Here is a 19,690-nt window from a genome sequence, read left to right on the forward strand (position 1 = left end):
TTTAGGCGGTGAATGGGCGTTAGCAAAGGAAATAAAAGAACTATTGACAAGAATTTTTAAATATATAAGCCATTGATATGAGTGAAACAAAAGACGTAACCTTTGATGTTTTGATCGAAATACCAAAAGGAAGCCGTAACAAATATGAATATGATTTTGTGTTGAACAAGATTCGCTTTGATCGTACCCTGTTCTCCTCCATGATGTATCCCGGAGACTATGGTTTTGTCCCCGAGACCCTGGCCTTGGACAAGGATCCCCTGGATGTACTGGTGTTGGGCACGGAACCCACCTACCCCATGGTTGTGATGGAGGTGCAGCCTATTGGGGTCTTTCACATGACCGATGAAAAGGGACCGGACGAAAAAATCATCTGCGTTCCCGTCTCGGACCCCATTTGGAACAAAAGGCATGACATCTCCGACCTTAACCCGCACCGCTTAAAGGAGATAGAACATTTTTTTCAGGTCTACAAAGACTTGGAAAAGAAAAAGGTGGACACCGGCGGTTGGGGAAATGCCGCGGAGGCCATTGCCATTTACCACCAATGCGTGCAGCGCTATGAGGAAAGCGAACACAAGAAAAACCGCACCTTTACCATTTGAGAAAGGCAAATGAACAACAAATGAAAGCCGCTTCCGAACCAGTTTGGGGGCGGCTTTTTTTATTCTGTTCTATTTTACTACATTAGCGATCTTTTAACGTTATAAACAATCAAGCAAAATGGAAATGATCGTAAACCTATTGCCGGTATTCGGCGTTGTGGCACTCCTTTTCGTGTTCGTTAAGAACGTATGGGTGGGAAAACAAGATGTCGGAGATGCCAAAATGGCCAGAATTGCCAAAAACATTGCCGATGGGGCCATGTCCTTTTTAAAGGCGGAGTACAAGATATTGAGTGTCTTTGTGGTGGCCGTGGCCATCCTCCTGTTTTTTAAGGGCAGTAATGAAACCGGATCGCACGGTATGGTGGCCCTTTCCTTTGTGGTGGGCGCCATCTGTTCTGCCTTGGCCGGTTTTATTGGTATGCGCGTGGCCACCAAGGCCAATGTGCGCACCACCCAAGCTGCCAAAACCTCATTGGGCAAAGCTCTTGAAGTGGCCTTTGCCGGAGGTGCCGTAATGGGTCTGGGTGTTGTGGGCCTTGGTGTTTTGGGACTTAGCGGTCTGTTTATGATCTACCAGGCCATTTGGCCGGGCGCCGAAAATCTGGCCCTGGTATTGAACGTACTTTCGGGTTTCTCCCTGGGCGCCTCTTCCATAGCCCTTTTTGCCCGTGTGGGCGGGGGAATTTATACCAAGGCCGCCGATGTTGGTGCCGATTTGGTGGGCAAGGTGGAAGCGGGAATTCCGGAAGACCACCCCTTGAATCCCGCCACCATTGCAGACAACGTTGGGGACAACGTGGGCGATGTGGCCGGAATGGGAGCGGACCTTTTTGAGTCTTACGTGGGGTCCATTATTGGGACCATGGTGCTGGGCGCCTTTATCATTACCCCGGATTTTGCCGGCCTAGGCGCGGTGTACCTGCCCTTGGTCTTGGCCGCAGTGGGCATCATCATGTCCATTATAGGCACTTTTTTCGTTAGGGTAAAGGATGGTGGTAACCCCCAGACCGCCCTTAACATTGGGGAGTTTGGTTCTGCCGCCTTAATGGTGGTGGCCTCTTATTTCATCATCACCGCGTTGATCCCGGAATCTGTGGATGGGCTTCCCATGGGGGCCATGGGGATCTTTTTTGCTACCCTGGCCGGACTCGTTGCCGGGTTGGGCGTGGGCAAGATAACCGAATACTACACGGGCACCGGGACAAAGCCGGTGACCTCCATTGTAAGGCAGTCCGAGACGGGTGCCGCCACCAATATCATTGCCGGTCTGGGCGTGGGCATGATGTCCACAATGGTTCCCATTGTATTGATTGCCGCTGCCATTTTGATATCGCACTACTGTGCCGGTCTCTACGGCATTGCCATTGCGGCCGTGGGGATGTTGGCCAACACCGGCATCCAATTGGCCGTGGATGCCTACGGGCCCATCTCGGACAATGCCGGTGGTATTGCCGAAATGGCGGAATTGGATCCTGAGGTGCGCGAGCGCACCGATAAACTGGATGCCGTGGGGAACACCACTGCGGCCATTGGAAAAGGGTTTGCCATTGCCTCTGCCGCGTTAACCGCCTTGGCGTTGTTCTCCGCCTTCATGAAGGTGGCCAACGTGAGCTCCATTGACGTTTCCAAGCCCACGGTGATGGCGGGGCTTTTGGTGGGCGCCATGCTGCCCTTTGTGTTCTCTGCGCTTTCCATGAACGCCGTGGGTCGTGCGGCCATGGCCATGATCGAGGAGGTGCGCAGGCAGTTCAATGACATTCCCCAATTAAAGGCCGCCCTGGAGGTGATGCGTGCCGTGGATTCCGATATGAGCAAGGCCACCCCGGCACAGCGCGAAATATTCGATGCTGCCGATGGCTATGCGGAGTACGATAAATGTGTGGAGATTTCCACCAAGGCGTCCATCAAGGAAATGGTATTGCCTGGACTGCTGGCCATTGCCGTTCCGGTGGCCGTTGGGTTTATTGGCGGTGCCGAGATGTTGGGCGGGCTTTTGGCCGGGGTAACCTCCGCCGGTGTGTTGATGGCCATCTTCCAATCCAACGCCGGTGGCGCTTGGGACAATGCCAAAAAAATGATCGAATCTGATGGCCGTAAGGGCACCGAGGCCCACAAGGCCGCCGTGGTGGGAGACACCGTGGGAGACCCGTTCAAGGATACCTCCGGCCCTTCCCTAAATATCTTGTTGAAGCTCATGTCCGTTGTGGCCTTGGTCATTGCACCCAGTATCGCAGTAAGCGCAGAGGGCATGGCGGCCTATACCAAAGAAAAGGCGGCTTCTGAACATGTGGTGCAACATGTGGACAAGCAAGTAGAGGTGATGATGGAAAGCATGCCCAACGACCAGCTCAAGGCCGTGGTGACCACCACCCTTACCGAAAATGGCACGGAAAGCGTTACGGAGGAGGTCTTTGAAGGTTCCGAAGACCAAGTTAAAAAAGACATGGCCAAGTACGGCGTATCGCAGGACCATATAGAGGTGCGCGTACAGTAAGTGTCGTTCGGGGCAAGAGCGCCCTGACCTGGTTAAAAAAGAAAAGCCCCGTTCATGCAACGGGGCTTTTTTATGGGGGCAATGGCCTACAGGCCGCCATTAGCGAACAATGTTTTGGATGGGCAGCCAGCGATTTGGGTCATAATCGTTCATGGCGTTAATGAGCTGGAAACCTTTAAAGTCCCCCAGGTCTCCAACCGCAATGTCCTTGGCCCGTACGCCACCCTTGTCCAAGAGACGTTCCCTGCAGCATCCTTTCAGTAAGGGATGTTTTGGGGTGTACACCTGTCGCCCATCGGTAAGCAACAGGTTGGCATAGCTTCCATCCGTGATAAGGCCTTTCCGTACGATCAGGATGTCGTCTGCTTGGCCGCGTAGGGCAAAAAGGTCGTTCAAACGGCGGCGGTCGTTGTACTTAAGGCCGTAGTCTATGTGGTCGTCAAACACTAATTTTAGGTGCGCTGTCCGTTTCCGTTGGTATTTTTCCAAGGTATGGCGGGTCCCCTTTTTATTGTATTCCACCCGCAATTTATAAAGGCCACCCTCTTCCAGGGAAGGAAGGGTCACGGCATCAAAGAGCCCAAAGGATGGTGCCGTCCCATAAAATTGGGTGTAGGAGGCCCAAAACCGTTTGTGGTGGTATTCCGGGTGGGCCACCCTGCCCTGGGTCACGCAAATGGTCTCAAAAAGTGGGTACATAGATCTTGTGGTTCAGTTCTTCGTACTCCTCCTCCAGCTGGCTCAAATGGGTAATGCCGCCCCCACTGCGAAAGTAGTGCTGGCCCTTTTTCTTTTCAATGTAACGGATGTTCACGGCCGAGGCCAGGTTTTCCCCATCAAACACCCCAAAAATACCCGTATAAAACCCCCTTGCACTTGTTTCTGCGGCGGCAATGATGTCCATGGTCTTTTTCTTGGGTGCCCCGCTTATGGACCCTGCGGGAAGGGTCTTTAAAAGCAGGTCGGCAAAATGATCTTTCCAATCGGCCGGAAGGCGTCCCTTGATCTCAGAGCTGGTCTGCAGTATTTCGCCCGTGGTGCTTTTAATGCGCTCCAGGTACCTGAACTTGGTCACTTCCACGTTTTTGGCGATCATGGAGAGGTCGTTGCGGATCAGGTCCACAATGGTGTTGTGCTCGTACATTTCCTTGGCATTTTCCAGCAATCGTTGTTCTGCCTGGGGCACATCGGTGCTTATGGTGCCCTTCATGGGGTGCGAATGGATATGATCTCCCTTGATGTGGAAGTAAGACTCGGGAGAAAAGACCACAAACCTATCCTTGTAGTAGAGCTTAAAGGGGGCATGGGCCCGGTCATAGATCTCTTTCAAGGGCACATTGGGGGCAATGGGCGTGGCAAAGGTAAGGTTCAACAAGAACGAGTTGCCCTGCCCCAGTTCCCACTTCACCTGATCAAACGCCTTGCGGTAAGCGGCCAGTCCTATGGGATTGGGCTGTAGGGCAATGGTCTTGGCCGTGGTCTTTTTGGCCAGGGGCCTATTCCGGTTGGTAGTGCCCTTTACGTTAAAGAATATGCCCGCTGCGGCGGCCTCCCCGAACGTGAGCACCTCTTGGTTTTGCTTGGCAAAATCCACCAGAAAGAAAAAGGGGGTGCCTTGCTTCAGAAGGGCAGTGGTCCGTTCTTGGAACATGGGGGGCTTGGGGGTGGGTTTTTCGGTCAGAACAATCCGTTTATTTCGGCATCAATTTTATTTATCACGGTGCCCAGGTCCTCGGGCTCGTCCACAAAGTCCAGCACGTCCACATCAATGATCAGGAGATTTCCGTTCCCGTAGCCGTGTATCCAAGCCTCGTAGCGCTCATTGAGTCGGCTCAGGTAGTCTATGGATATGGTGTTTTCATATTCACGGCCCCTTTTATGGATCTGCTTCACCAGATTGGGAATGGAACTGCGCAGGTAAATGAGCAGGTCCGGTGGCTGTACCAAGGACTCCATCAACTCAAACAAACTGCTGTAGTTCTTAAAGTCCCTGTTGGTCATGAGGCCCATGGCGTGCAGGTTGGGCGCAAAAATATGGGCATCCTCATAAATGGTGCGGTCCTGTATCACGTTTTTGCCGCTCTGCTTGATCTCCAATATCTGTCTGTACCTACTGTTAAGAAAATAGATTTGCAGGTTAAAGCTCCACCGCTCCATCTGGGTGTAAAAATCATCCAGGTACGGATTGTCCACCACGTCTTCAAAATGAGCTTCCCATTTGTAATGTTTGGACAAGAGCTTGGTAAGCGTGGTCTTCCCGGCTCCAATGTTTCCCGCTACGGCAATATGCATGGTATAGTTGTTTAAATGGTCGGCTTCCTTTTTTCGGAGGGACGCACAAGATACAAAGTATAATGGGTTCAGAAAAAAAATGTGGATGAATGGCAGCATAATCCTTGGTGTGGATTTTTTTGTAAAAATGTGCTGTGCGTTTGGGCAAAGCTTTATCAATTCCTTATTTTTGGCCTTTATTAATCGGAGGACGGATTTGTCTGATTGCAACCTCTTGCCCCTTGTTCTTTTTGGGGCCTAGTTTAAAGAACTAGATGCCTGGCTTCTTTTGGGGGCCGGCATAAAAATGCTAAAGCAGTTTAACCGGAACGCTGTTCTGGATATCTTCACAAGATCGTTAAGCTACTTTTGGTTACTCCGGACACCCACCGCCATAAAAAAGAACCATGGCATATTTATTTACATCAGAATCAGTGAGCGAGGGGCATCCGGACAAAGTGGCCGACCAAATAAGCGATGCGCTGTTGGACCATTTCCTGGCCTTTGACCCGGACAGCAAAGTGGCTTGTGAAACCTTGGTCACCACCGGACAGGTGGTCTTGGCGGGCGAGGTGAGGAGCGGCACCTATCTGGACGTGCAGCACATTGCCCGGGAGGTCATAAACAACATAGGCTACACCAAGGGGGAATACCAGTTCAGTGGGGATTCTTGCGGGGTGATTTCCCTGATTCATGAACAGTCCCAAGACATTAACCAAGGCGTGGATCGGGCCAATAAGGAGGAGCAGGGTGCCGGAGACCAAGGGATGATGTTTGGCTACGCCACCAAGGAAACGGAGAATTTTATGCCGCTGGCGCTGGATGTTTCCCACCGTATTTTAAAAACCCTGGCGGCACTGAGAAGGGAGAACAGCGAAATCACCTATTTACGGCCCGATGCCAAAGCCCAGGTCACCATAGAATATTCCGATGAAAACAAACCCGTGCGCATCGATACCATAGTGGTGTCCACCCAGCACGATCCTTTTGACGGGAATGATGCCGTAATGCTGGCCAAAATAAAGGAAGACATAAAGCAGATCGTCATGCCAAGGGTGATCAGGGAGCTTCCGGCCCCGATACGGGCCTTGTTCACTGACGGTATCCGCTACCACGTGAACCCCACCGGTAAATTCGTCATCGGTGGCCCGCACGGCGATGCCGGCCTCACGGGAAGAAAGATCATTGTGGACACCTATGGCGGCAAAGGGGCGCATGGTGGAGGGGCCTTCAGTGGAAAAGATCCCAGCAAGGTGGACCGCAGTGCCGCCTATGCCGCGCGGCACGCGGCCAAAAACCTGGTGGCCGCCGGGGTGGCCGATGAAATCTTGGTGCAAGTGAGCTATGCCATTGGCGTGGTGGAGCCCACCTCCATATTTGTGGACACCTATGGGACGGCCAAAGTGCCCCTTTCGGACGGTGACATTGCCAAGAAAGTGGCCCAGCTTTTTGACATGCGCCCCTTTGCCATAGAGGAGCGGCTAAAGCTCAGAAACCCCATCTATTTGGAGACAGCGGCCTATGGCCATATGGGCAAGGCCCCCAGAACGGTTACCAAGGTGTTTGAGTCTCCCTACAACGGTAGGATCGAAAAAGAGGTGGAACTGTTCACGTGGGAAAAATTGGACATGACCGCAGAAATCAAAGCATCATTTGGGCTTTGAGCCACTGGTTTTCCAAGAAGTGAACAAGGATGGGGGAAGCTCCTGTATGGTGCGGGGTGCCAATCTACACCACTTTTCGCAGTAAACAAATAAGTCCTGAGGGGGCATTGTTTTTGGAACTTATGGCAACGGTCTGTTAGACCCGGTAACCGTGCCGCCCAGTTTGTATGGCCCTGTATGGGGCCAAGCATTGGTCTGTACCGTGGGCGTTTAAAGCCGGTATCCCAGGGAGAGGCCCAAATGGGGCCAAAAGGTAAGACCTTCTAGAAGAAGGCCACGATCCTGGTCACTGTCATAATCAAAGGTGCCGGCACCGAAGACCAGGCCCAAGGAAATATGGGAGCCAAACACCCACTGATACCCGGAGGCGATGCCCAGTGAGGCAATATTGGTTTGTAAACCCTCTGAAGACTCCGTGTTCATGGCGCTGTAGAACACACCAATGTGCCAGCCCTCCATACGTTCCTTGTTTTTTGAAAGATAGTAGCGGCCCTCCACCAAAAAACCCAACCCGTTGGAGGTCGTTTCCACATCGTTCACCGAGTTGGTAAAATTGGAGTGGCCCACTTGGCCAATGAGTGCAAAACGATCTCCCAGGGCCCGTTCATACTGTAGGCCAAGGTTGCCGATCAGCGCACTCGCCTTTATCACGTTGTTTTGGCCGTTGGCCCCCACCACTCCGATTAGGAACAGGGTGGTAAAAAGAATTTTGTGCAGCATATTTTTTGTTTTGGTAACGGCCCCTCCGTTGGAGAGCTAACGCATAACCCGGTGAAATGGTATGCCACACCAGGCAAAATGTTCTTGGCTCCAAAGCCCGGTCCATTTTGGGTAGAGCACCACAGCGTAATGCCAACGCCGGGCGGTAGGGCATCACGGCCACGGGCCTACCCGTTTTTTGGAGATGGAATCCTTTTTTTTTTTGACGGCGATCGTTGCCGCTTTCCCCCCTATTTTGCATCGGATACACCACTGAAATGACACCGGGCCCATAAGGTATCCTACCAATTCACTGGGTTTTTGTGAAATTTTTGAAAATCATTAGGTTTTTAATCTTTTCTCCCTTTTATTTGTGCCCTCAAAGTTCAAGCACATATTGAAAAGTTATCAAGAAAGGTGGAGGGATTAGACCCTTTGAAACCTTAGCAACCCTTAGTCACTTCCAGCGATGATCGTACTAAGAAGGTGCTACATTCTACCCGGTTCCAACAAAGCGTGGAACCTGCGATGCCAAAGCATCGTTTTTGGGAAGGATAACCATCATCGACATTCTCGATTTTCTTTTTTGATAACCTTTTGATCTTACCTCCCGGCAACGCGGGCCGGAGGTTGTTTGTTTTTTGTTGGTTTAGTTGAAGTTGCGGTACGTACCGCGGCGCGTCCATTTTTAATAACGATTTAAAAAAACAACATCATGAGCGATCAAAAATTTGCCACCAACGCCCTGCACGCAGGGCATGACACCACCAAGACAGAAGGGACGCGGGCCGTGCCCATTTACCAGAGCACCTCTTACGTCTTTAAGGATACGGACCATGCGGCCAACCTGTTCTCACTCAAAGAACTGGGCTATATTTATACCCGTTTGAACAACCCCACCAATGAAATTCTGCAAAACCGTTTGGCCGCCATAGAGGGCGGTGTGGGCGCCGTGGTCTTCGCCTCGGGCACTGCGGCCATTTCAACCGGTCTGCTCACGCTCCTGCGGGCGGGAGACCACATTGTGGCTTCCAGCAGTCTGTACGGCGGCACCTTCAATCTCTTGAATGTAACCCTTCCCCGCCTGGGCATTACCACTACCTTTGTGGATGCCTCCGAGCCCGAAAATTTTGGCAAGGCGGTACAAGAAAACACCCGTGCCATTTTTGTGGAGTCCTTGGGCAACCCCAAATTGGACGTTTTGGACCTCAAGGCCATTTCCGAGCAGGCCAAGGCGGCCAAGGTACCCTTTATCGTGGACAATACAGTGGCCACCCCAGCGCTGCTGAACCCCATAGAGCACGGGGCCAATTTGGTGATCCATTCCTTGACCAAGTACATTGGCGGACAGGGCAATTCCTTGGGAGGGGCCATCATAGACGCCGGTACCTTTGACTGGGCCAACGGGAAGTTCCCGGAGTTCACGGAACCCTCCGCCGGCTACCATGGCCTGGTGTACAGCGAGGCCCTCGGGGCCGCTGCCTTTACCTTTAAACTGATTTTGGAAGGGCTGCGCGACTTTGGCGGTGCCCTGAGCCCCTACAACGCCTTCCAGATCATCCAGGGGCTGGAAACCTTGAACGTGCGCATCAAACAGCACAGCGAGAACGCCCTTGCCCTGGCCACTTGGCTGTCCGAACGCGAGGAGGTGGCCTGGGTAAACTATCCCGGCCTAAAGGGCAATACCTATTATGAACTGGCCCAAGCGTACTTGCCAAAAGGACAGAGCGGTTTGGTCACCTTTGGGGTAAAAGGTGGTTTTGAGGCCGCCAAGAATTTGACGGACGCCACCAAGGTTTTTTCCTTATTGGCCAATATTGGCGATACCAAGTCCCTCATTATCCATCCTGCAAGCACCACCCACCAACAGTTGAGTGTGGAGCAGCAGGAAAGTGCCGGGGTGGGGCAGGACCTCATTAGGCTATCCGTGGGGCTGGAAGACCTGGAAGACCTCAAGGCGGATCTGGAGCAGGCCTTTGCTGCCATTGATGCACCGGCGCACGTATAATTGATCTCCATTCACAAAAGGTCTTTTGGCGCAGGGTACAAGCTGTGGCCAAGAGGCCTTTACCTTATTTTTCAAGCGGCTTATGTTACATCGGTTAACCATTGAGAACTACACCACCTTTAGTGGGGTGTCCCAAAACATTGAACTGTCCTATCAACTTTTCGGCAGGGAACTGCACAGCGCCCCCATAGTATTGGTGAATCATGCCCTTACGGGCAATAGCAACGTAACCGGGGAAGACGGTTGGTGGTCTGCCCTGATCGGTGATGGCAAATGTATTGACACCGAACGCTACACCATCCTGTCCTTTAACATTCCGGGCAACGGACATGACCAATTTGTCATTGAAAACTACAAGGATTTTGTGGCTGCGGACATGGCCAGGATCTTTCTCTTGGGATTGGAACGCTTGGCCGTAAAGCGCCTTTTTGCCATTATAGGTGGATCGTTGGGCGGGGGCATCGCCTGGGAAATGGCGGCCCTTGACACCGATATCACCGAGCATTTGATCCCGGTGGCCTCGGACTGGAAATCTACCGACTGGCTCATTGCCAATTGCCAGATCCAGGAGCAATTTTTGGTAAATTCCAAACAGCCGGTACACGATGCCCGAATGCACGCGATGCTCTGCTACCGCACGCCGGAGTCCTTCAAACAACGCTTCAAGCGCAGTACCAATGAAGCCCTGAACGTCTTTAACGTAGAGAGTTGGTTAATGCACCACGGCACCAAGTTGCAGGAGCGTTTTCAACTATCGGCCTATAAGCTCATGAACCAATTGCTAAAGACCATTGATGTGACCCGTGATGGGGAGGAGCGTTTTGTGGCCCTGCAGAACAGCGATACCAAGATCCACATCATTGGGGTGGATTCTGACCTGTTCTTTACCGCCAAGGAGAACAAGGACACTTTTAAGCGCTTGGCCCAGGCACAGGGGAACGTTACCTACGGGGAGGTTACCTCAGTGCACGGGCACGATGCCTTTCTCATAGAGTTTGGGCAGATGGAGACCTTGCTCGGGGAAATCTTTGGCCGGGACGGCAAAAACGGCAAGTACACCATTCTAAAATTTGGGGGCAAGTCCCTGAGCAATGGAGAGGGCCTGGAGCGGGTACTTTCCGTGATCCAGGACAAAGCGCACCAAAAACATCCCATAGCCGTGGTGCTGTCTGCCAGGGAGAAGGGAACGGACCAGTTGGAGGAGCTATTGGCACTGGCCGCTTCCGGAAAAGGGTATGCGAAGCCGTTTGAACAATTTAAGGCGTACCAAAAAAGCCCCCTGCCCCAACTGGACCTGCAGGCAGAGTTCCAGGCGCTGGAGCAATTGTTGGAAGGGGTGGCCCTATTGTCAGATTACAGCCCTAAGGTCAAGGATGAGGTTCTGGCCCACGGAGAGCTCATTTCGGGGAAAATGGTGGCGGCCCTTTTGCGGGAGCGCGGTGTCTCCGCACAGTTCATGGACGCCAGGGAACTGATCAAGACAGACAACGCCTTTGGTGATGCCCATGTGCTGGAAACGGTGTCGCGGGAAAATGTACTGCGCGCCTTCTCCAAACTTTCCAAGGACATTGTGCCCATCATTACCGGGTTCATCTCCTCTACCGAAAAAGGGGAGACCACCACTTTGGGCCGCAACGGCAGCAACTATACCGCGGCGTTAATGGCCAATTTCCTGGATGCCGCAGAGCTGCAGAACTACACCCATGTGGATGGCATCTACACCGCCAATCCCGATCATGTCTCAGGGGCCAGGCGCATTGCCCAACTCTCTTACGAGGAGGCCAATGAGCTGGCAAACTTTGGGGCCACCATCTTGCACGCAAAGACCATAATCCCCCTGATCGAGCGCAACATTCCCCTGCGTATCCTCAATACCTACAATGCGGGTAACGAGGGCACCCTGATCAGCGCCAAGAGCAGTGCCGAGGGTATAAAGTCCCTGTCCGTTATAGAGGATGTGGCCTTGATCAACCTGGAGGGCAGGGGACTGTTGGGCAAAGTGGGCATTGATGCCCGTATCTTCAAGACCTTGGAGGCGCACAACATCAGCGTGAGCATTGTTTCCCAGGGCTCTTCGGAACGGGGCATTGGCCTGGTGGTGAAACGCAACAAGGCCCAAAAGGCCAAGCGCGCCCTGGAAGACGAGTTCACCGGCGATCTTCGTTCAAGGGACATCAACACCATATCGGTGGCCGCCGAGGTGGCCGTCATATCCATTGTGGGCCAGGACCTGAGTACCTTTCACAAACCCTACAATGCCTTGATCAAGAACCAGATCACCCCGCTGTTGTTCAACAACACGGTTTCAGGGAAAAATGTGAGCCTTGTGGTGCGAAAGGCAGACATGATCAAGGCCCTGAACGTCATGCACGGGCAAATTTTCAATGTGGACAAAAAGGTGCACTTGGCCATTTTTGGGCACGGCACCGTGGGGGGCACCCTGGTACAGCAGCTCTTGCGCTCTGCCAAGAAAATCCAAAAGCGCAAGAACATAGACCTGCGCATCTTTGCCCTGGCCAATTCCAAGAAGGTGTTGCTCAATGCAGCCGGCATCGGAAAAAATTGGAAGGAACAGTTGGACCGGGAAGGGGTGCCATCTTCCCTGGACACGGTTTTGGAGTATGCCAGGACACATCATCTGGAAAACCTCATTGCAGTGGACAATACCGCAAGCAAGGACTTTGTGCGGCATTATGTGCCCTTGGTGCAGAACGGCTTCGATCTGGTATCATCCAACAAGATAGCCAATACCTTGGGGTATGGGGATTACCAATTGCTCCGTGAAGAACTGCGCCGCCATCAGAAACAGTATTTGTACGAGACCAATGTGGGGGCCGGCCTGCCGCTCTTGGACACCATTAAGTTGTTGCACCTTTCCGGGGAGAACATAACGCGCATAAGAGGGGTGTTTTCTGGATCCCTGAGCTACATTTTCAATAGATTTTCTGAGGTCGATGTTCCCTTTTCGGTTGTTCTGTCCGAGGCCATGGCCCAGGGATTCACCGAGCCGGACCCCCGCGAGGACCTCTCCGGAAACGATGTGGGCCGCAAGCTCCTCATCTTGGCCAGGGAGCTGGACCTTGAAAATGAGTTCCATGACATCCAGATTCAAAACCTCATTCCGGAATCCTTGCGCGATGGGGATGCGGAAGCCTTTTTGTCCCGATCTGAAGTTTTGGACACTATCTTTGCCAGCATCAAGGCAGAACAGCAACCGGGACATGTGCTGCGGTATGTGGGCGACCTTCACGGAAACCTGCAAAAGGAAAAGGGCCAACTCGATGTAAAATTGGTCTCCGTGCCCAAGGAAACCGCCCTGGGACAGGTAAAGGGATCGGACAGCATCATTGAGATCTACACGGATTCCTACGGAGAACACCCCTTGGTGATCCAAGGGGCCGGCGCAGGTGCCGCGGTAACGGCCCGTGGTGTCTTCGGGGACATCCTGAGGATCGCGGAAAAGGGATAGGGAACGGCACAAATACCAACACCCTTTTCCAGTACCTACTCCGGTTTTTAAAGGACCATGTGCTGCGCACGGCCGGACCTTATAAAAAGAAGCAATGAAAAAGAAGTTTGAGACCAATGCCATAAGAAACCAAATGGGGCGTACGGAACATTTGGAGCATTCCGCACCGTTGTTCCTCACCTCCAGTTTTGTTTTTGAGAATGCGGAAGACATGCGGGCCTCCTTTGCCGAGGAGAAAGAGCGCAACATCTATTCCCGCTACTCCAACCCCAACTGCACGGAATTGATCGACAAGGTCTGCCAGATGGAGGGAGCGGAAAGCGGTTTTGCCTTTGCCAGTGGCATGGCGGCGGTTTTTTCCACCATGGCCGCTCTTTTGAACAGTGGGGACCACATGGTGGCGGCCCAGAGCATCTTTGGGTCCACCCATTCCTTGATCACCAATTTTTTCCCGAAATGGAGCATTGGCCACACCTTCTTTCCCATTCACGATCTGGCGGCCGCGGAACGCGCCATTGGTCCCAACACCAAATTGATGTATGTGGAATCTCCCACCAATCCCGGGGTGGACGTGCTGGACCTGGAGGCCCTTGGGAAACTGGCCAAAAAGCACAATCTGATCTTTGTGGTGGACAATTGTTTTGCGTCGCCCTATTTGCAACGGCCCATTGAGTTTGGGGCCGATCTGGTGATCCATTCCGGCACCAAGCTCATGGACGGTCAAGGTAGGGTGTTGGCCGGCATCACCGTGGGCCGCGCGGACCTTATGGACAAGGTCTATCGGTTCTCGCGCATCACCGGGCCGGCCCTTTCGCCTTTTAATGCCTGGGTGCTCTCCAAGAGCTTGGAGACCTTGGCCATTCGGGTCGATCGCCATTGTGACAATGCCCTTGCCTTGGCCAAACATTTGGAAACGCACCCGCGGGTGGCTTGGGTAAAGTATCCCTTTCTAAAGTCCCATCCGCAGTACGCCCTGGCCAAAAAGCAGATGAAGGCCGGAGGCTGTGTGGTGGCCTTCGAGGTCAAGGGCGGTCTGGAGGCCGGGAAGCGCTTTTTTGATGCCATTGCCCTGCTGTCCCTTTCCGCAAACTTGGGAGATTCCCGCAGTATCGTGACCCATCCGGCATCCACCACCCATAGCAAGTTGCTGCCGGAAGAGCGCGCGGCCGCCGGCATCACGGACGGTATGGTACGCATTTCAGTGGGCCTGGAGCACCTATCGGACATCATCGCGGATATTGATCAGGCCTTGGGATAAGCCGTACCCAAAAGGGCCCTTTGTCCTTTGGGGGCATGGAAAGGACCGATCTACCTTAACCCCTTACTTGTCCATCGCCCTGCCCTTGCCCAACAACGCCCCTTGCAACCTGCCTTTGGGAAGCCGGACTTCCCGATCGGGGCCACTGCGCAACATACCCTGCTTGCCAAAATGGAGCATTTGGGCCATGGACCGTTTTCGGGTTTCATATGGGTTCAAGATGAAGATGGAACCCAAGTTTAAGAGGGCCGCGGGGCCTTAACGGGCTTTTTAAGTTTAACTTAACAGTATGGCTCGCAGAGTCTCTCTATTTTTATTGGCCATCCAAGGAAAAGTGGGAGTAGTTTCTTAAGCGGGCACCTATGTTCCTTTAGGTCATTTCCGCTGCCCTTGGAACCCCGCTTTCGGTAATATCCCGTACAAGGCGATGGATGGGCCCAACGAACAGAGACCAATAACAAACATAAACGAGAACAGATGAAAAGAAGAGACTTTGTACAATACGCAGGTCTGGGTGCCGGTGCCATGCTGATGCCCTCCATGCTATTGGGCAACAACATTCCCACCGAGGCGCTCTTGCAGCCCGGGATGGATGTCACGCTCAAAAAGAGAATGGCCAATGTGGCCCTGAACACCGCCAAGTCCATGGGGGCCACCTACGCGGACGCACGCATAGGCCGCTACCTGAACCAATATGTCTTTACCCGGGAAGACAAGGTGCAGAACGTTGTCAATACAGAGTCCTTTGGCATTGGCATCCGCGTCATCGCCAATGGTACCTGGGGTTTTTCCTCTACCAATACGGTCACGGAAGATGGGATCAAGAAAGCCACGGAGCAGGCCGTGGCCATTGCCAAGGCCAATTCCAAGATACAAAAGGAGCCCGTGAGGCTGGCGCCCGTGAGCGCTTACGGGGACATCAGTTGGAAAACGCCCATTAAAAAAGATTTTAAAGAGGTACCTGTTTCAGAAAAGGTGGATCTGCTTCTCAGTGCCAATGCCGCCGCCCTGGAAAATGGGGCCAATTTTGTCAATTCTGCCCTGTTTATGGTAAACGAGCAGAAATACTTTGCCTCAACCGATGGGTCTTACATTGACCAGGATGTTCACCGTATCTGGCCCACTTTTACCGTGACCGCCGTGGACCGTGCGGCCGGGAAATTCAAGACACGGGCCGCGATGAGCGCCCCCATGGGTCTGGGTTACGAATATATGGACGGCCTGGATTCCGAAAAATTGAACGGACCCGCGGGCATTAAACTGTACCGCAACAGCTACGATATGGTGGAAGATGCCACCATGGCCGCACAGCAGGCCAAGGAAAAGCTAACGGCCAAGTCCGTGGATGCGGGCAAGTACGATCTTGTTCTGGAACCCAACCACTTGGGATTGACCATCCATGAGTCCGTTGGGCATCCGTTGGAACTGGACCGTGTCTTGGGCTACGAGGCCAATTATGCCGGCACCAGTTTTGCCACCTTGGACAAGTGGAAGGCGGGTGATTTTAAATACGGGAGCGATATTGTGAACCTGGTGGCAGACAAGACCCAGGTGGGTTCCCTGGGGGCCGTGGGCTACGATGATGAAGGCGTTAAGACCAAAAAATGGGACCTGGTGCGCAATGGCATCCTCAAGAACTATCAAGCCATTAGGGACCAGGTGCATACGATAGATCAAACCGAATCGCACGGCTGCTGTTACGCCCAGAGCTGGAACGACGTGCAATTTCAGCGCATGCCCAATGTCTCCCTGGAACCGGGCACCGAAAAATACAGTGTGCAGGACATGATCAAGGACGTGGAAAAAGGCATTTACATTGCCGGGCGGGGCTCTTATTCCATAGACCAGCAGCGGTATAATTTCCAGTTTGGCGGTACGCTGTTCTATGAGATCAGGGATGGCAAAATCGTGGGCATGCTGGATGATGTGGCCTACCAGAGCAACACCCAGGAGTTCTGGAACTCCTGTGTGAAGATTTGCGACCAGGACGATTACAGGATGTTCGGCTCCTTTTTTGACGGGAAGGGCCAACCGTCCCAGGTGAGCGCGGTCTCCCACGGAAGCTCCACCACCCGTTTCAAGGATGTGAACGTCATCAATACGGGCAGAAACATTTAATCAACCCAATCTAAAAAGACAACAATGGCTATTTATACAAAAGAAGAAGCAAGGACCATTTTGGAAAAGGCCTTGGGGTTCTCCAAGGCAGATACCTGCGAAATTAACCTAAGCGGCAGTGAGAGCGGTAACATTCGCTATGCCCGCAACACCGTCTCCACCTCTGGCCACAGCAGCAACCAGACCCTTGCCGTGCAGTCCAGTTACGGAAAACGGTCTGGCAGTGCCACCATAGACGAGTTTGATGATGCCTCCCTGGAAAAAGTGGTGCGCCGCAGCGAGGAACTTGCCCGCCTATCTCCCGAAAATCCCGAGTTCATGGAGCCCTTGGGGCCACAGGAGTACGACGAATCCATCAGCTATGACGAAAAAACGGCCAATGTGTCGCCCGAATATCGGGCTGAGGTGGCCAGTGGCAGCATTGCCCCGGCCGCGGCCCAAGACGTAACCGCTGCCGGCTATTTTGTGGACAGCGCCGGCTTCAGTGCCATGATCAATTCCAAGGGGCTGTTTGCCTATAATAAGTCCACCAACGTGGACTTTACCGTGACCATGCGCACCAATGACGGCACCGGGTCCGGATGGGTTACCAGGGACTTCAACGATATTTCCAAGTTCAATGGTGCCGAGGCCTCCAAGGTGGCCATAGACAAGGCGGTGATGTCCAGGGAGGCCAAGGCGATCGAGCCGGGCAAGTACACGGTTATCCTGGAACCTGCGGCAGCTTCGGACCTGCTGCGCAACATGATACGCTCTTTCAACGCCCGTAGCGCGGATGAGGGGCGCAGCTTTATGTCGGCCCCCGATGGCGGAAACAAAATAGGCCAAAAAATTGTGGACGAGCGCGTAAACCTGTGGAGCGATCCTTTGCACCCAGACGTGCCCACGGCCACTTGGAACAGCTCGGGACAGCCCATTAAAAAGACGCAATGGATCAAGGACGGTGTGGTGCAGAACCTGGCCTATGACCGTTTTTGGGCCGCTGAGAAGGGCGTGGAGCCCGTGCCCTTTCCCGCCAACGGCATTATGGCCGGGGGCGATGCCAGTCTGGAAGACCTCATTAAAAGCACCCGTCGCGGAATTTTGGTCACCCGTCTGTGGTACATACGCAGTGTGGACCCGCAGACGCTCCTCTACACGGGACTCACCCGGGACGGAACGTTCTATATTGAAAACGGAAAAATTAAGCACCCGGTAAAGAATTTCAGGTTCAACGAGAGCCCGATCATCATGCTCAATAACCTGGAGACCCTGGGCCAGCAGGTACGGGTGGACGGGAACTTGATTCCCTACATGAAGATCAGGGACTTTACCTTCACCAGCCTGTCCGATGCGGTATAGGCGGGGAGACGCAACTAAAAACTGGTTGCCACCAAAGAGTGGGCGGCCAGTTTTCTTGGTTAAGGGCACGGGTTGAAAAAAAAGACAAGATGGCGTTTAACAATGCATTTTTCTTTACAAGGCTGCAGTACGAGTCGGGCAACTGGGACGTGGACCAACGCATGCCCAGCAACCTGCTCCACTCCCTGGTGGAATACACCACTTTGGAGATAGATCCACAGGAAAATATTGTCCCGCTTTCCAGTGAGGCCATTTTCAACTGTCCGTTCTGTTACATCTCCGGACACAAACTGGTGCAGTTTACCCAGGCGGAACGTGCCAATTTTGAAAAGTATGTGCGCAATGGCGGTTTTGTCTTTGCCGATGACTGCAACCACGACATAGACGGCCTCTTCGCCAAATCCTTTGAACAACAGATGGAGGATATTTTTGGGATGGGCGCCCTAAAGAAAATCCCGAACGACCACGACATCTACAGGGCCTTCTTTTCCTTTGATGACGGTCCGCCCACCACGGCACAGGAGCTTAACGGCTGGGGAGACGATCTGGTGCATGACTACCTCAAGGCCATTGAGGTCAACGGACGCATCGGGGTGCTGTACAGCAACAAGGACTATGGCTGTGAATGGGACTATGACTTTAGGAACAAAAGGTGGTACAAGGTGGACAATACCCGCTTTGGGGTGAACATTGTCATGTACGCACTAACATCGTAACACATTTGTCATGAATAAAGATTTGGAGGAACTGGCCCGGGAAGTGGAGCATTTGTCCGATAGGCTGGATGCCCTGAAGGCAGAAATTGCCAAGGTCATCATTGGTCAGGAGAAAACGGTCTCCCAACTGCTCATCACTTTTTTGGCCGGGGGCCATGCCTTGCTGGAGGGCGTTCCCGGTTTGGCAAAGACCTTGATGATACGGACCTTGGCCAGTGCGGTGGACCTGAAATTCAAGCGCATTCAGTTTACTCCGGACCTGATGCCCTCGGACATCATAGGCACCGAAATATTGGAGGAGGATAAGGCAACGGGCAAAAAATTCTTCAAGTTCAACAAAGGACCCATCTTTTCAAACATCATCCTGGCCGATGAAATAAACCGTACCCCACCAAAGACACAGGCCGCGCTTTTGGAGGCCATGCAAGAATTTGAGGTCACCTATGGGGAAACCACCTATGCCCTGGACCGCCCTTTTTTCATTCTGGCCACCCAAAACCCCATAGAGCAGTCGGGTACTTTTGTCCTTCCCGAAGCCCAACAAGACCGTTTTCTGCTTTACATCAAGGTGGGGTATCCCAGTGCCACGGAAGAAAATAGTATTCTCAAGGCAACCACCGGTGTTAAAAAAGTGAGCCTGAAAAAGGTGATCAGCGGTTCGGAAATCTTGCGATTGCAACAGTTGGTGCGGGAAGTGGCCATCAGCGATGCGTTGGTGGGCTATGTGGGTCGCCTTGTCCGCGCCAGTCGCCCCGCGGAAAGCGCGGTGGACTATGTTAAGAGTTGGGTGGAGTGGGGTGCCGGCCCCCGTGCGGGACAGGCCATGATATTGACCGCCAAAGCCCTTGCCCTGATGGAAGGAAGGCTCTCCGTGACCTTGGAAGACCTCAAGGAAGTGGCCCTGCCCGTGCTGCGCCACCGGATTTTAGTGAACTTTAGGGCCGAGGCCGAGGGCATCTCCCCAGACCATGTGGCCGGCCATTTGTTGAACGCCATTGGGCTGGACCAATGACCATGGCCAAAACGGACCATCGAGATTTGCTA

Annotated in this window: 15 protein-coding genes and 1 riboswitch; of the genes, 10 read left to right on the plus strand and 5 right to left on the minus strand. The window is 53.1% G+C overall.

All coding sequences use genetic code 11. The features are described from left to right. The first annotated feature begins 77 nt into the window (after window positions 1–77). Window positions 78–605 (plus strand): inorganic diphosphatase, encoded by a 528-nt coding sequence (locus ACKWCC_RS13545; protein ID WP_413996483.1) that lies wholly within the window; start codon window positions 78–80, stop codon window positions 603–605. 118 nt (window positions 606–723) lie between these two features. Next, window positions 724–3,102 (plus strand): sodium-translocating pyrophosphatase, encoded by a 2,379-nt coding sequence (locus tag ACKWCC_RS13550; protein ID WP_413996484.1) that lies wholly within the window; start codon window positions 724–726, stop codon window positions 3,100–3,102. A gap of 99 nt (window positions 3,103–3,201) precedes the next feature. On the opposite strand, the gene ACKWCC_RS13555 is transcribed toward ACKWCC_RS13550, so the two are convergent. The 3 genes from ACKWCC_RS13555 to ACKWCC_RS13565 are packed head-to-tail and all read right to left on the minus strand — an operon-like array spanning window position 3,202 to window position 5,394. Further along, complete coding sequence (locus ACKWCC_RS13555) at window positions 3,202–3,801, minus strand: aminotransferase class IV (RefSeq protein ID WP_413996485.1); 600 nt, start codon at window positions 3,799–3,801, stop codon at window positions 3,202–3,204. Further along, the gene (locus ACKWCC_RS13560; protein WP_413996486.1) at window positions 3,785–4,753 is read right to left on the minus strand and encodes an aminodeoxychorismate synthase component I; all 969 of its coding nucleotides are present in this window, start codon (window positions 4,751–4,753) and stop codon (window positions 3,785–3,787) included. The genes ACKWCC_RS13555 and ACKWCC_RS13560 overlap by 17 nt, the downstream gene beginning before the upstream one ends. 26 nt (window positions 4,754–4,779) lie before the next feature. Then, on the minus strand, window positions 4,780–5,394 hold the full coding sequence (locus ACKWCC_RS13565) for a deoxynucleoside kinase (RefSeq protein ID WP_413996487.1): 615 nt from the start codon (window positions 5,392–5,394) through the stop codon (window positions 4,780–4,782). Window positions 5,395–5,780: 386 nt separating this feature from the next. Here ACKWCC_RS13565 and metK point away from each other — a divergent pair, with 386 nt between their 5' ends. Further along, a complete protein-coding gene (metK, locus tag ACKWCC_RS13570; protein ID WP_413996488.1) occupies window positions 5,781–7,037 on the plus strand; it encodes a methionine adenosyltransferase in 1,257 nt (418 codons plus the stop codon). Window positions 7,038–7,247: 210 nt separating this feature from the next. Here the strand turns inward: metK and ACKWCC_RS13575 are convergent, their stop codons facing one another. Then, on the minus strand, window positions 7,248–7,757 hold the full coding sequence (locus ACKWCC_RS13575) for a DUF3575 domain-containing protein (RefSeq protein WP_413996489.1): 510 nt from the start codon (window positions 7,755–7,757) through the stop codon (window positions 7,248–7,250). Window positions 7,758–8,138: 381 nt separating this feature from the next. Further along, window positions 8,139–8,271, plus strand: a riboswitch (SAM riboswitch). A gap of 180 nt (window positions 8,272–8,451) precedes the next feature. Between ACKWCC_RS13575 and ACKWCC_RS13580 the strand changes: the two genes are divergently transcribed. From ACKWCC_RS13580 to ACKWCC_RS13590, 3 genes are all read left to right on the plus strand, one after another. Then, the gene (locus tag ACKWCC_RS13580; protein WP_413996490.1) at window positions 8,452–9,744 is read left to right on the plus strand and encodes an O-acetylhomoserine aminocarboxypropyltransferase/cysteine synthase family protein; all 1,293 of its coding nucleotides are present in this window, start codon (window positions 8,452–8,454) and stop codon (window positions 9,742–9,744) included. 82 nt (window positions 9,745–9,826) lie between these two features. Further along, window positions 9,827–13,213, plus strand: coding sequence for a bifunctional aspartate kinase/homoserine dehydrogenase I (gene thrA / locus ACKWCC_RS13585; protein WP_413996491.1), 3,387 nt, complete (start codon window positions 9,827–9,829; stop codon window positions 13,211–13,213). Between the two features lie 94 nt (window positions 13,214–13,307). After that, the gene (locus ACKWCC_RS13590) at window positions 13,308–14,471 is read left to right on the plus strand and encodes a trans-sulfuration enzyme family protein (RefSeq protein WP_413996492.1); all 1,164 of its coding nucleotides are present in this window, start codon (window positions 13,308–13,310) and stop codon (window positions 14,469–14,471) included. Between the two features lie 63 nt (window positions 14,472–14,534). Here the strand turns inward: ACKWCC_RS13590 and ACKWCC_RS13595 are convergent, their stop codons facing one another. Next, the gene (locus tag ACKWCC_RS13595) at window positions 14,535–14,660 is read right to left on the minus strand and encodes a hypothetical protein (RefSeq protein ID WP_413996493.1); all 126 of its coding nucleotides are present in this window, start codon (window positions 14,658–14,660) and stop codon (window positions 14,535–14,537) included. Between the two features lie 288 nt (window positions 14,661–14,948). Between ACKWCC_RS13595 and ACKWCC_RS13600 the strand changes: the two genes are divergently transcribed. The 4 genes from ACKWCC_RS13600 (at window position 14,949) to ACKWCC_RS13615 (ending at window position 19,658) form a co-directional block, all read left to right on the plus strand. Further along, window positions 14,949–16,589 carry a TldD/PmbA family protein gene (locus ACKWCC_RS13600; RefSeq protein ID WP_413996494.1) on the plus strand — a complete coding sequence of 547 codons (1,641 nt, stop codon included), beginning with the start codon at window positions 14,949–14,951 and terminating at the stop codon, window positions 16,587–16,589. A 24-nt stretch (window positions 16,590–16,613) separates the two neighbouring features. Next, window positions 16,614–17,930 (plus strand): TldD/PmbA family protein, encoded by a 1,317-nt coding sequence (locus ACKWCC_RS13605; RefSeq protein WP_413996495.1) that lies wholly within the window; start codon window positions 16,614–16,616, stop codon window positions 17,928–17,930. Window positions 17,931–18,019: 89 nt separating this feature from the next. Then, window positions 18,020–18,646 (plus strand): DUF4159 domain-containing protein, encoded by a 627-nt coding sequence (locus tag ACKWCC_RS13610; protein WP_413996496.1) that lies wholly within the window; start codon window positions 18,020–18,022, stop codon window positions 18,644–18,646. 10 nt (window positions 18,647–18,656) lie between these two features. Continuing rightward, window positions 18,657–19,658 (plus strand): AAA family ATPase, encoded by a 1,002-nt coding sequence (locus tag ACKWCC_RS13615; protein WP_413996497.1) that lies wholly within the window; start codon window positions 18,657–18,659, stop codon window positions 19,656–19,658. The last annotated feature ends 32 nt before the right edge of the window (window positions 19,659–19,690 follow it).

The organism is Maribacter aquimarinus (assembly GCF_047345505.1).
Classification (GTDB): domain Bacteria; phylum Bacteroidota; class Bacteroidia; order Flavobacteriales; family Flavobacteriaceae; genus Maribacter.